Genomic DNA, 14,613 nt, shown 5'->3' with positions numbered 1-14,613 from the left:
CTCTATGCCATCTTTTAATTGGAATATTATTATTTACCGCATTGGGTTGTCAAAGTGAAAAAAAAGGTAATTCCACTTCCGACAAAAGGGATTTGTACAAATCCTATAATCAATCCACTCAAAAAAATATTGCAAACTTTCCGCCCGACAGAATAAAGTCAAGGGAAAAGGCAATTGCAAAATTGGAAAATACAGAAACCTATAAAATTCTTGTAGATAGTAACGTGGTATCGCCAGAATATTTACCATTGTTAACAGCAATAAACGATGGGATACGTTCAAGTTATATAAATGAAAATAGCGAAGAAATGTTTGCTATTGATGAGGGTTTAGTTCAAAGGGTTAGTAAAAGCGAAAACGGAAACGATAAGTTGGATTTTGTTATCAATACTGTATTGCTATCCCTTCCAAACAAAGGAGGTATTCCCCACGAAATTATTAGTGTGTTTGAAAGCTATAGAAAGGAATATAATTATTACGGATTACCGAGTACATTTCACGATATGAATGGCAAATTGATTTCTAAGGTTGAATATCCTTATAATTTAAGTTCAATTTTTGGGGTGATTGACCCAGAAAACAGAAATGCAGTAGAAGCCATATACGAGGCAAATGAAAAAAATATAAGTATATGGTTTAACCCCCGTGATAAAGGTTCTTATATCAATTCCTATACTGCAACAATTCCAGATTACACGGAATTCTTATCCGAACATCATAAAAGAAGTGAATATCTACCAGATGACTATTCAGATGATTTTTGGAAAAATTATGATGCAGAAGTAAAACGGAAAATCGTTCAAATGATTTATCTAAAGGATTGTGATGGACTTCAAAAACAGTTTGATATTGCCGAGCAAAATATGAACAGTCAACTGGCAAGAACGGGAACGGGAAACAGCGAATTAATGGGTTTCATTGACGAAAATATGAGAAAAATAGGCTGTTACGAGTAGTGGAACTTACTTCAACGCAATTATAATATTTTTGTTTAAATTGCCCACCTAACCAAATGTGTTTGAAGTATTCCGAACAAGATACACGTGCAAAATTTATAGACCCTCAACTTAAACAGGATGAATGGGATGAGGATTTTATAATACGTGAATATTTCTTTACCGCTGGTAGAAAACTCTCTGGCAATAGAAGGGGAAAACAATTATACGTCGATTATCTTCTGAAATATAACAATACGCCTTTAGCAATTATTGAGGCGAAAAGGTATGATAAAGAACCAACCCACGGATTACAGCAGGCCATAGACTACGCACAAAAACTAAAGGTCGATACTGTTTTTTCAACCAACGGAAAGAAAATTTACGAATTTTCTTTAACAACAGGCAGAGGTAAATTTATTGACAACTACCCAACTCCACAGAGTTTATACAATAGTAAATTTTCGACAAACAAAAATTTAAAAGCAGAACTTCATAAGATACCATTCTATTTGACTGGTAGTATGAAACCTCGCTATTATCAAGATATAGCAGTAAGAGAAGTAATGGATGCTATTGCGGATAATCAGCAGAGAATTTTGCTGACATTAGCAACGGGAACAGGGAAAACATTTATTGCCTTTCAGATAACTTATAAATTATTTACTGCGAGGTGGAATGTAGATGGAGTTCATAGACGCCCCAGAATATTATTTTTAGCAGACCGCAATATTCTCGCAGACCAAGCCATAAATACCTTTAACCCATTGGAAAAGGATTTAATCAAAATTAATGGCGATGAGATAAGAAGTAGAAATGGTCAAGTTCCGACCAATGCAAATGTATTTTTTGCAATTTATCAGGCGATTGCCGAAAAGGAAAATATTGGAGGTTATTATAGACAATATCCGCCCGATTTTTTTGATTTAATAATTATTGACGAATGCCATAGAGGGGCGGCTAACGAAAATGGTTCATGGCGAGATATTCTTACTTATTTCAGTTCGGCAGTCCATTTAGGTTTAACCGCTACACCCAAAAGAAGTGATAATATTGATACCTATAACTATTTCGGCAAACCTGTTTATGAATACTCACTAAAAGACGGTATTAATGATGGTTTCCTAACTCCGTATAAAGTCAAGCGGATACGGACAAATATTGATGAGTATATACCCACTAAAGACGATATAATTATTAGTGGGGAAATTGAGGATAAAATTTACAATCTTTCCGATTTTGAGAAAAAAATCGTGGTTGAAGATAGAACAGAATTAATTGCGCAAGGAATATTGGCCAATATCCAAGAAATGGACAAAACCATTATTTTTTGTGTTAATCAATCACACGCATTAATGATGCGGGATGCAATTAACAAATATAAAAATGTGAGCGACCCCCATTATTGCGTTAGAATTACAAGCGATGAGGGCGATATTGGTAAAACCTTATTAGAAAAGTTTCAAGATAACGACAAGGACATTCCCACAATTTTGACATCCTCCCAAATGTTGACAACGGGAGTGGATGCAAAAAGTGTCAAAAATGTGGTTTTAGTTCGTGTGATAAATTCAATAGTAGAATTTAAACAGATTGTAGGGCGTGGCACTCGTGTCATTGAGGGCAAGGATTTTTTTACCATTATAGATTTTACAGGCGCAACAAATCTTTTTTATGATGATGCGTGGGATGGATTACCCGAAGCACCACCAGAAATGATTGTGATAAAAGATGAGGATGATATAGAGCCAATACCGAACTCTCCTATTGAAAAACCTGTAGATGAGGAAGAAGAACCAGATTATGCAGAAACAGATGTGGACTTTCAGATAGAAGAAACATCAAAAAAAGAGAAAATTGTAGTAAAACTAAAAAATGGCAGAAATCTTAAAATTACTGATGTAGAGGTTCGATATGTGGGGGATGACGGAAGACCTTTGACAGTTTCCGAATTTTTGGATAAGTTAACACTTTTTTTACCCAACCTATTCAACAGCGAAGAGCAGTTGCGTGAATTATGGAGTAAGCCAGAGACACGAGATGAACTATTGGCAAAATTAGGACAATTGGGCTTTGATAGCGAACAGTTAGGGACACTCAAAGAGATGTTTGAGGCAGAGCAAAGCGACATCTTTGATTTGCTCGCATTTTTAAGCTACAATAAAAATATTATTTCACGAGTTCAAAGGGCGGATGCCACAAGAGCGCATGCAGAATTTTTTAATGGTTATGAAAACCAAAAAGCACAGGAATTTTTATACTTTATACTTGAACGTTACAAGAAGGACGGTATTGAAGAATTGAAGCGTGATAAACTTTCAGAATTAATACAGTTGAACGGGCTGGGAACAACAAATGATGCTGCCAAAGTTTTTGGCAATGTAGATAATTTGATAACCGCTTTTTACCGTTTGCAAGAGGTAATGTACAAGGCGGTATCATAGAATATTAAACGAATAATGACGATAGCTAACTTACAATCAAAAATTAATAGAATTACCGATATACTCCGCAGAGACGATGGTATTAGTGGTGCGATGCACTATACCGAACAAATAAGCTGGGTATTATTTTTAAAATACCTTTTCGACTATGAAGAAAATAAAGCCCAGGATGCGCTGGTAGATGGCAAACAGTACAAATACATCATTGACACCAAGTATCGCTGGGATGAATGGGCATATCCGCTTAAGGAAGATGGCGAATATGACCTAAAGAATGCTATGGGTGGAGATGACCTTATCAAATTTGTAAACAATGATTTATTTCCATATTTACAGGGCTTTAACACCAATATTGAGGAAGTAAAAACTATTAAGTACAAAATTGGTGCTGTATTTGAATTCATTACAAACAGGATTGCGAGCGGACACACCTTGCGAGAAGTAATTGAAATTATTGCAGACCTCAACTTTCAAAGTAAGGATGACCTGTTTGAACTAAGTGTTATTTATGAAAGTTTACTTCAAGGTATGGGTAACGATGGCGGAAATAGTGGAGAATTTTATTCGCCCCGTCCAGTCATTAAAGCAATGGTTGAGGTCGTTAAACCAACTGTAAAAGATACTATTTATGATGGTGCGGTTGGTAGTTCTGGTTTTCTAATACAGGCGTATGATTATTTAATGCAGGATGGGAAGCGGGAGCAATACAGTACAACACAATTAAAGCATATCAAAGAAGATATGTTTTTTGGAAATGAAAAGACCCCTTTGGCGTATGTTATGGGAATGATGAATATGATACTCCACGGTATTGAAAGTCCTAATCTTTATAAACAAAATACGCTAACCCAAAATATACGGGATTTTGAAGAAAAAGACCGCTACTCGGTCATACTGGCGAACCCACCATTTGGGGGTAAAGAAAAGAAAACGGTACAACAGAATTTCCCGATAGAAAGTTCTGCTACCGAATTGTTGTTTCTCCAGCATTTTATGAAAATGCTCAAAAAAGGAGGTAAAGCTGCCATTATTGTTCCAGAAGGAGTTTTATTTCAATCAAACAATGCTTTCACGGCCGTAAAACAAGACCTCTTAGAGAATTTTAATCTGCATACCATTCTTTCATTACCCGCAGGTATTTTTCTGCCTTATAGTGGCGTAAAAACCAATGTTATATTTTTTGACCGAAAAGGAGGCACCACGGATATTTGGTATTATGAATGCACACCGCCCTACAAACTCACAAAAAACAAACCTGTACAATATGAACATCTGGAAAAATTTGTTGCTGGATTTGAAAAAAGAGAAACAACCGAATATAGTTGGTCAGTACCCATTGAGGAAATAAGAAAAGCTAATTATGATATTAGCGCTAAGAACCCAGCAAATATTAAGAAAATTATACACCAAGAACCGAGGGGAATTTTAGCCGAATTAAAAAGCAACGATAAGAAGATAAATTCGCTATTAAACGAAATTGGCAACTTAATCCAAACAGGATATGAAGGATAAGTTGCCAAAAGACTGGAAGTGGAGTTTAATTGGAAATCACTGCAAAACAACAAGTGGCGGTACTCCTAATAGGGGTATATCATCTTTTTGGAATGGTAATATTGCTTGGCTAAAATCTGGAGAATTAAATGATGGATTAATCACATCAAATTCAGAGTTCATTTCTCAAGATGGTTTAAAAAACTCAAGTGCAAAAATTTTTCCTAAAGGAACTCTACTATTAGCTTTATATGGAGCAACTGCTGGAAGATTAGGCTATTTAAACTTTGAAAGTGCAACCAATCAAGCGGTTTGTGCTATTTTCCCAAATGAAAATGAACTTATTAAGGAATATATATTTCACTATTTAAAATTAAAACGTGGGCAAATTATTAATGATAGCTTTGGTGGCGCTCAACCAAATATTAGTCAAACCTACATTAGAAATTTTAGTATTCCTTTACCCCCATTTCCCGAACAACAGGCAATAGTACAGGTATTAGAAGCTACATTCGACAAAATAGACCAAGCCATTTCCTTGGTGGAAAAGAATATTCAAAAAATCCAAGAACTCAATGAAAGTGTGTTGGATGAGGTGTTTGAATATTCAACATTTGAAAAAGTTATACTTAAAAATGTAGTTATTAACACACCACAAATTAATCCTAAACTGAAACCTAAAGATAAATTTACATACATAGATATTTCTGCAATTGATAATTCAATTCAAAAAATCACAAATCCAAATAGTTTTATTGGTAAAAATGCTCCAAGTAGAGCAAAGAAACAAATACAAAAAGGTGATATACTTTTTTCAACAACCAGACCCAAAAATAAAAATATAGCTAAAGTAGAAGAGGATTATGAGAATCCTATTGCTACGACTGGTTTCTCTGTTTTAAGGGCATCGGAAATTATTGATAAAAATTATTTGTTCCATTTTGTGACTTCCGATAATATACAGGCACAGATTGAGCCGTTCATAAGGGGTGCTCAGTACCCTGCTATTAGTGATAAGAATATTTTAGAAACAAAAATCCCATTTCCTAACATTACCGAACAAAAAAAAATCGCCAAATATTTAGATGATATAACCGAAAAGAATAGTCGGCTTATTAAACACTATCAAAATAAATTGCACTCGCTACAAGACCTTAAAAAGAGTGTTTTAGATAGTGCTTTTAAGGGTAAACTTAAGCATGAAGTGGCTGAGATCGAAAATTCAACTGTTTTGGATAGTTTATTTCCAGATTTGGATGCATATTCAGAGGTAGCTAATTTACAACAAGCTATCATTGTACTAAAAACAAAGCAAACCTTTGGTTCTGGCAGAGGTAAAGTTTACTTACAAAAAACCTCAGCAAATATTCAAAAAGTTGAAGATGTAGATATACCCTATGAATTTAATATGTCCCATCACGGAGACTTTTCTTGGAAATTGTCGGAGGATTTGGATAAAAACCCCTATCTAATTAAAATTTCCACCGAATATGGAGATGTTTTTGAAATAAGAAAAGAGAAGAAAAAGGAGGTTAGCGAAGCCATCAAGTCTGATAAATATTCAAAATTTGCTAATGCAGTAAAAGAAATGCTTGCTGTATATAAAGATGATTTGATTGAGGGAGTTACCGATAGGGTGGAGTTATTGAATACCGTTATGCGAGCGATGAAGGAAACAAACTCAATAATCGGAAACACCATATATAAATTCATGGGCGATTGGAAAATATCTCAGAATGGCTATAACACAAAAGCCGATAAATTTAATCCACACGAGACTTTTGCCATGATTGGATTAGTTAGGAGATTGGGCTGGGATAAAAAATTGATTGAGTAAATGGCTACAAGAACTATTTATAACCTTGCAGATTTTTATCAGGACATAAAGACTGATACTCTTGACAGCCATACCCAAAAGGGTGTTGATAAGCCAGTAAAGTTAGATGCAACGATTATTTCATGGAAAACAAGGACATTATATTATGTTTTTTTTGAAGAAATTGTTGAGATATTAGACGTTGATATTAATCTGGGATTAAGTTTTGTTGGGTGTACTTTTAATAAAGGCATAGTGTTCAGTAATGTTAGAAATACTGGTGTCCCCACTACAAATGAAGATTCAAATGGGGGGATTTTTTTTCTGAATTGTAAGGGACTATATATTTCATTCCAAAATGGATGTGAAATTATGAGAGGTGTTGGGATATATGGGAATAGTGACTTTCAACAACTTATTTTAAAGCAATGTAAGATTGAAAATGGGGGCATAACAATTAAGGAAAGTTCAATATCTAAATTATTTGACATCTCAAATTGTGTTTTTCCAGTTAGAATTGATAATTCTGAAATTAAAACTTTCCGTGTCGAAACTTTAACCGGAGATATTACGCTTATTAATACAAAATTTTCAGACTGGGTAAAATTTTGGAATATTGAGTGTCCAAATAGTCTTACACTAAACAACAATACTTTTGAACAGGACTTTGATGTAAGAGCGAGTAGGATAAAAGGTTTTTTTATTCATGGCGACACCTTTCATAGAAAAGGGAAACTGGAGAACCGAGATGATTCTGGGAATAATTTCGATACTTATCTAAACGAAATTTACATCACAGAAGCAAATTTTGTAGAAGGCTTTGAGTTTGATGGAATGAGCAAAAATTTATCAAAATTGACTTTGCCCATGTCCCCTAATTTTCAAGGTGTTTTAAGAATTATAGGGTGGAAAGTTCATGAGACTTGGATAACGGGCATAAATCAGAATTTGAAGCTTCTGTTCAAGCGTATAGACTTCAAAAGAATTATTATAAATGACTTTTCAAATTTTGGAGTTTTAAGTTTTGATGAATGCAATGCAGATAATGAAAATTTTATAAGTGAAGAAGACCCTAATAGTTCATTTCATTTTTCAAACAGTAGTTTAAACAATACCAGATTTTCCGAAGTTAACTTTCAAAGCTTTGACTTTATAAATACAGCAAATGTTTCTTTTGAGGGAATAGAAGCCTCAAATGTTAAATGGTTTGCGGATGAAAAATTACGGCTCAATAGCGCGAGACCCTCAAATGAAATTGCATTCAGACGAAAGAGAGAAATATATCGCCAAATCAAACAGGCGCTTAAATCGAAAGGAAATAAGATTGACAGCTTAATTTTTCAATCGAGAGAAATGCAAGCATATCGTAACGAACTAAAATCATCTGGTAAGTATAAATGTTCTGACAAGATAATAATGACCGTCAACAGGACTAATGGTTACGGCTTGAAATGGATAAAACCCCTTATGTTGATAATATTGGTGACATTACTGACCTATATTCTTAGCATACCTTTATTTTCAGACAAGATGAATTGGTGTTGCGGAAAATTTATTGGTTTTAAAAATTATTTTTTTGAAGTTGTAAATAATTTACCTGCTCTCGCTCAAATGTTTAACCCGGCTCGTAGATTTTCGGAAACATTCGGAGAAAATGTTGCATCTGGACTGTATTTTGTTGACCTGCTTCACAGGGTAGTTCTTGGTATTCTAATTTTTCAATTAATTTTAGCTTTTAGGAGGCTTTCAAGTAAATAATACAAAATATATGATACAAAACACAGATAACAAACCGCTTTCAGAACTCTTTAGTGCAGATAACAAGGTAGCATATCATATTCCTAAATATCAAAGAGAATATGTTTGGAGCAAATGGAATTGGGAATCTTTATATGATGATATAGAAGAAAGTGAAGGGGGCCACTTTTTAGGATCAATTATTTGTATAAACACGGAAACAGACTCACACAAACCAGCAGATTTAGAATTAGTCGATGGTCAGCAGAGAATGACTACAATAAGTCTTTTCTACTTAGCTATCTATGATTTTTTGAAATATTATATTCCAGACAAAACGGATGTAGATATGCTTGTAGAACTTCGTTCATTACGAAATAAAATAATTATTAACGACAAAAATGAGATACGCTTGTCTCCATCATATTCTAATAATAATCTTATAGATTATAAATACATATTTTATGAGGTAATTGACGAATTAAAAACATCCAAAGCACCTAAAAATTTAGGTAATAGAAGAATTAAAAAAGCATATAATTATTTCTATGAAAGATTAAATGCGGTTGATGAAGATGACAATTTGATATATAATTATGATGATGTAAAAGAAATATTATCAAAGTTAAATAGTGCCACGCTTGTAAAAATTGATGTTGCTACTCACGCAGATGCATTCACATTATTTGAAACCCTTAATAATAGAGGCGTTCCCTTATCTGCAATTGATTTAATTAAGAATAAATTGTTAGGTCATTTGGAAAAGGTTGATAAAACAACAAACCTTGATGAGAATTTTGAGAGATGGAATGAAATAATAGAAAATCTTTCTGATGAATATAAGGTCCAAGAGAGATTCTTACGCCAATTTTACAATGCTTTTAGAATTGAAAAAAATATTGCGGTAGATAAGAAACCAAAAGCGTTAAGGTCTAATCTTATTTTAATCTATGAAGAATTAATTAATAGAGATGTGCATTATTTTTTTAACCGCTTAGAAGAAGCCTCTTTAATTTACTCAAAACATATCCAATATGATATAGATGAGCACTCAATTGAGTTAGTAAAGTCTCTAAGAAATTTGGAAAATGTTACTGGAGCGGATGCCTACATGCTTTTATTATTTATTGTTAAAAAGTTTGATATAAATGAAAAGCAAAAAATTGAATTGGTAGACCTACTATGCAGTTATTCCATACGAAGAAATGTTACTGACACACCACCCACAAGAGATTTGACAAATCACTTTATGGATATTATTTTGGAAGCCAATAAAATGTTATCCTACGACTTCGACATTCTGAAGTCAATAATTTTAGATAAAGGTAAGCCAGCTTCTGATGAATTTTTTGAAGAAAAATTGAATGGAAACTTGTACGAGGAAAATGTAGGAGCTACTCGCTATATATTATCTTCCATAGAATTAGCTAATACTGAAACTAAAGAAATTTACAAAAATTTTTATGCACGTGAAAACAGAAAGTTTGTCTGGACAATTGAACATATATTACCTCAAGGAGAAAATATTCCTAGTCATTGGGTTGAAATGATTGGTGATGGCGACAAAGAGAAAGCCAAATCAATAAGAAAAAATTATGTTCATAAGTTGGGCAATCTGACTCTGACAGGTTATAATTCTCAATTAAGTAATATGTCCTTGTTACAAAAACAGGATAGGAAATCAAAGGATGGCAAATATATTGGGTTTAAAAACGGTCTATACTTAAATAAAAAAATTAGCAAAATATCGAAATGGACAAAAGCAGATATTATTGAAAGGAATAATGATTTAGTAGAGAGAGCTCTTGAGATTTTCAGATTGTAATGATATTATTTTTTTTGAATTATGACAGATTTTCAGAAACATATCGAGCTAAATAAACAACTTAATGGCAGGTTAAAAACGCTTTCTTCTGAGGCAACGATTAAAGATTGTTTTCATCATAAAAAAGAAGAATGTAAGTTGCCAATTAAAAACGCACATAGTTTGCAAAGGCAAGGTTCTTTAAAAATATTGGAAAGGGAAGTTGATGGAAACTTATCTGTATATTGTCATACAGAAAGAGAGGTAAATAAACAAAATGACTTTATTGATTTAAAGCCGCTAGGGAGAAAAGCAGCCTCTACTTTTTTTGGATTTTGTGATTTTCATGACACTTCACTTTTTTCTGTTATCGAAAATGAACCGGAAATTACAGATATAGAATCTGATGAACATTGTTTTCTTCACTCCTATCGTTCATTCGCACATTCATATCATCGGAAATACGAAGAGTATAAATTATATACGTCAAGGGATTCAGAAGTTATAAAAATTCTTGAAGAATTACACGGAAGGGCTGGTATTGAATCTAATAAAATGTTTGTTGAGATGGCTTTAGATGATTTGTCTAAACCTAAAGAAAGAATGGATAACTATATAGAAAATAGAGAATTTGATGCCCTAGACTATTTGTGTTATGAATATAAGCATACAATTCCTATAGCTTGCGCTGCTTGTACAACACCAGCATATAATTTGCACAATGTACCAGTTAATATTAGTACTGACCCAACATATGTTTACTCTAATATAATAACAACGGCATTGCCCTTTTCAAAGAGATCTGTTTTAATTTTAGCTGCTTTTCCAGAGGAGCCAAATGGTGTAAAATATTTGGACGATATAGATAACATAAAACCAAATATATTACAAGAAAAATTTCTAAGCTACCATTTAATTAATAATGCCGAAAATTGTTATATATCTCCAAGTTTTTATAACAGTAAGTCTCAACTCTGGAAAAAAGAATATTGTTACATGATTAATTACATCGGTGCCAAGCATACTCCCTACATGGGATTCAATAAATTTTTCCCAATAAATTACTTTAGTGTTTCTGAAAAAATATAAAACTAATAGGTTTATAAGTATGGTTTTTGTTATTTTTGCATTGTTGTGTTGTCTCTATGAAAGTAGAGATGTGGTTTAGAAATAGACCGATGAGAAGCTTTTCCAAATGGAAAGGCTTTTTTTGTAAAAAATAAAAATCTTGTCAAATATTTGTCCAATAAAATTCCATCTTAAAATATAAATAATTAATAATCAACATATAATAAACCCTAACTTTTGTCTCGTCCAGACCGCAACTATAATGTTGTGTTGGGTCACTTAAAGGTGGCTCGTGGTTAGATCTCAATAGCTATTGGGAATACCGATGAGAAGCTTATCCTGAAGCCTGCACTGAGCGGAGCCGAAGTGGATGGGCTTTTTTTGTTTTACAATTGTAGTGTATTTGTGGTGTTATAATAATGCTCGCTACTAAACTCCAAATTGTCAATTTGGTGATTACTTATTTCTAATCAAAATAATTATTTTTTCGCTGCCTTTTTTGCAATATTATTGTAGCAATGCTATTCGCAACTTTTGAATTTTTTGAATACTAAATTAATCCGCTAAAATTCCATTGGTAACACCCATAATTGGTGAGGTCGTAAGGCTTAAGGATTTTACACAACATTTAAAACAGTGGTGGTTAGGACTAAATTAAGAAGTGGCATGTTGTGATTGATTAAATCTATTTTGCAATTTTCGGTTTACAATCTCGAAGAGCAAAATACCTGAACACAAAGACAGCTTGAGCCTCAATTTAAAGACTTATTTTTTCACTAATTTGAATGTATCGGTAAGGTTTGGAGTTGCAAGTGTCACAAAATAGATTCCTGCTGTACCATTCAATGCCACTTCCAAGGTTTTAGCAGACGCGTAATTTTCTTCGGAAACAATTTGTCCAAGCGCATTTGTTATTGTCATTTTTATTTTGCTATACGCTTTTGGCAACTGAATAGTGATAATGCCATCCGTAGGATTTGGGAAAAAGGAAATGGTCTCCTTTGATACGTTCGAAATTTCCAAAATGCCGTTATAAGCGAACGATCGCACCGCGCCGGACTCACTGCCATTACTGTTTTCAAATGGGGCAGAAGCAAATACCCTATCACCAGCAGCGTTAAGAGCAACACTGAAACCGAATTCATCACCCGTATTTTCTCCATCTAAGTCAATTCCCAATTGCTCCCAATTCCCATTATTAAACTCATACACTCTGGTGTGGCCTGTATTTGTTAACGTTCCGGCATTATTGGGTGCTCCCACGGCCACGATAGTTCCGTCTTCACTTAAACTTACAGACGTGCCAGCGCGATCGCCATTGGCTTCGCCCGTTATTATATCTCCCTTTAACTGCCAAGCGTTCCCCAAATATTCATATACGCGTACGTAACCGGGAATTGAACCAAAGAAGCTCGGGGAACCCATGGCAATAGTATTTCCGTCAGCTGCAGATGCTACTGAAGTCCCCATATTTTCCAAAGTCAAAACGCCAAGAAGTTGTTGTCCCTTTTGTATCCATTCTGTACCATTATATGTGTAAACTTGCACGACTCCAACAGAATTGGTACTTCCCCTTGGAATCCCCACTACCAATGTATTGCCATCTGCTGAAAAAGCAATCGACTTTCCAAATTCCGAATTGCTTGTCATTGCAACAAGTGTGTTGCCGCGCTGTACCCAAGCTGTTCCATCCCAACTAAATACCCGCACCGAACCTGGATTATTGTTGGGTACTGTTCCCGCCATTGAGCTAATTGCCACAACGTTGCCCGAAGTATCCATAGCCACGGAAGTTCCACACAGGTCGCCAGCTTCTGCACCAACAATTTCATTACCCATCTGTTCCCAGACCGAACCGTTATAGGAATATAGTACCGTTTTTCCTGAAGCCGTTCCATTGGTGTTGCTAGGTGAACATCCCACGGCTACAATGTTTCCGGATGAATTCATGCTCACTGCATTTCCGCAAAAATCTTGAGCCGAAGCGCCAACGAGGGACTGTCCTATTTGGTTCCAATCTGTGCCGTTGAAACTGAATACTCTGGCCTGCCCAAAATCTGATGTGGTGCCACCATCATTATCAAAAGATGGGGAGCCAGTAACGAGGGTATTGCCCAAAGCATTGGTTGCAATTGAAGTTCCATTTCTTTCTTCAGCAGTTGTTCCAACTATGGTTGTGCCGAATTGCAAATAATCTTGTGAATGTATCGGGAGAAAACTGAAATTGATCAATACGAACAAAAAGATTGTTCGTGAAATTGGTAAGGAAGTAATTGTTGAAATCATGACTCAAAATTTGATGTTTGCAGTTATACATTGAATCTGGCATGATTTGTCATCATTCCAAGTTTAGATTTTTCAGAAGAATTATTTTTATATGTACACGAATATTATTCCAGCAATTTGGCAAATTCCGCCTCGCGTTTCGTAAAATAATCCCTGTTTATAACATCCTTTGGGGTGTGTTTGGCAGCATATTCGTTAATGGTAGGTTTAATATTGGTTACATCAAGCGTATTTAATACTTCATTTTGCTTCGTATTGAACTTGCCATCCGTATAGGTAATCATCCGCGTATTGATTGCTATAAGTTCCCATTGATAATTTTTACTTGGCACTGCCGAAAAAGTCAATTTTTTAATCCAATTGCCGGCTTGGTCAAATTTATATACATATTTAAACGCCAGTTTCGAAATTAAATAGGAATATGCCACCGGCACGTTGTTTTCATAAGAATAATAACTTTCAGGGCGATTGAATTGAACCGTTCCCAATAGCGTTTGGTTTTTGTCAAATACTTGTGCTGGTTTATTGATACCGTTTTCCGTTGTAAAGCAATACGTGAGTTTGTTTTGCTTCGTTTCAATTCTTTTTTCAATTCCTTTCTTTTCATGTATAAGTTTTGTCACTTCGCCTTTCGTGTTTTTTTCCACAGTGGGAAAATCGTACAATAATCCAATTTTGGTATCGTAAATTTTATAGGGTCCAGATTTTCCAAAAAATTTAACAGGTTCTCCATACTGATCCATCAATTGTTTGGTTAATTCTGAATAATTCTCACCGTACATATAGTGTGTAACGGTAGGTTTGTTGCCTCTTGAAAATTCAAAAATTTCTTGGGTAACGTAGCCTTTATCATCAAAACTGAAAGTATTTTGCCGTGCACTGGGTTTGTTGAAACTGGTGTATTCCGTTTCCACAATTTTTTTGACCGCGGGGTTTTTAAGTTCAAAATGCGAAACATGGAAAGTCTGCGCCTGAAATGTCAAAGTAGAAAAGCATAGGCTGAAAGCGTATAGAAATTTTTTCATAAGTGAA

The 14,613-nt window shown here is 34.4% G+C and carries 9 protein-coding genes; 7 read left to right on the top strand and 2 right to left on the bottom strand.

The features are described from left to right. Window positions 1-92 precede the first annotated feature (92 nt). From KIV10_RS01420 to KIV10_RS01390, 7 genes are read left to right on the top strand one after another with little or no spacing between them, the layout of a single operon-like run. A complete protein-coding gene (locus KIV10_RS01420; protein ID WP_214111702.1) occupies window positions 93-956 on the top strand; it encodes a hypothetical protein in 864 nt (287 codons plus the stop codon). A gap of 56 nt (window positions 957-1,012) precedes the next feature. After that, window positions 1,013-3,379 (top strand): EcoAI/FtnUII family type I restriction enzme subunit R, encoded by a 2,367-nt coding sequence (gene hsdR / locus KIV10_RS01415; protein WP_214111701.1) that lies wholly within the window; start codon window positions 1,013-1,015, stop codon window positions 3,377-3,379. 15 nt (window positions 3,380-3,394) lie between these two features. After that, window positions 3,395-4,891, top strand: coding sequence for a class I SAM-dependent DNA methyltransferase (locus tag KIV10_RS01410; RefSeq protein ID WP_214111700.1), 1,497 nt, complete (start codon window positions 3,395-3,397; stop codon window positions 4,889-4,891). Further along, entirely contained in the window at window positions 4,881-6,707 is a 1,827-nt protein-coding gene (locus KIV10_RS01405) for a restriction endonuclease subunit S (protein WP_214111699.1), read from the top strand. The genes KIV10_RS01410 and KIV10_RS01405 overlap by 11 nt, the downstream gene beginning before the upstream one ends. Next, the gene (locus KIV10_RS01400) at window positions 6,708-8,444 is read left to right on the top strand and encodes a hypothetical protein (RefSeq protein ID WP_214111698.1); all 1,737 of its coding nucleotides are present in this window, start codon (window positions 6,708-6,710) and stop codon (window positions 8,442-8,444) included. Window positions 8,445-8,454: 10 nt separating this feature from the next. After that, window positions 8,455-10,248: a DUF262 domain-containing protein gene (locus KIV10_RS01395; protein ID WP_214111697.1), complete on the top strand. Its 1,794-nt coding sequence runs from the start codon at window positions 8,455-8,457 to the stop codon at window positions 10,246-10,248. Between the two features lie 21 nt (window positions 10,249-10,269). Next, window positions 10,270-11,316: a hypothetical protein gene (locus tag KIV10_RS01390; RefSeq protein ID WP_214111696.1), complete on the top strand. Its 1,047-nt coding sequence runs from the start codon at window positions 10,270-10,272 to the stop codon at window positions 11,314-11,316. Window positions 11,317-12,060: 744 nt separating this feature from the next. Here the strand turns inward: KIV10_RS01390 and KIV10_RS01385 are convergent. After that, complete coding sequence (locus KIV10_RS01385; RefSeq protein ID WP_214111695.1) at window positions 12,061-13,581, bottom strand: T9SS type A sorting domain-containing protein; 1,521 nt, start codon at window positions 13,579-13,581, stop codon at window positions 12,061-12,063. 104 nt (window positions 13,582-13,685) lie between these two features. Further along, window positions 13,686-14,606, bottom strand: a complete 921-nt coding sequence (locus tag KIV10_RS01380; protein ID WP_214111694.1) for a hypothetical protein — start codon at window positions 14,604-14,606, stop codon at window positions 13,686-13,688. Window positions 14,607-14,613: the final 7 nt, after the last annotated feature.

The sequence above is a fragment of the Aequorivita echinoideorum genome, from assembly GCF_018476645.1.
GTDB lineage: Bacteria > Bacteroidota > Bacteroidia > Flavobacteriales > Flavobacteriaceae > Aequorivita > Aequorivita echinoideorum.
The sequence above is the reverse complement of the archived record's forward strand: the minus strand, read 5'-3'. Positions and strand labels throughout refer to the sequence as shown.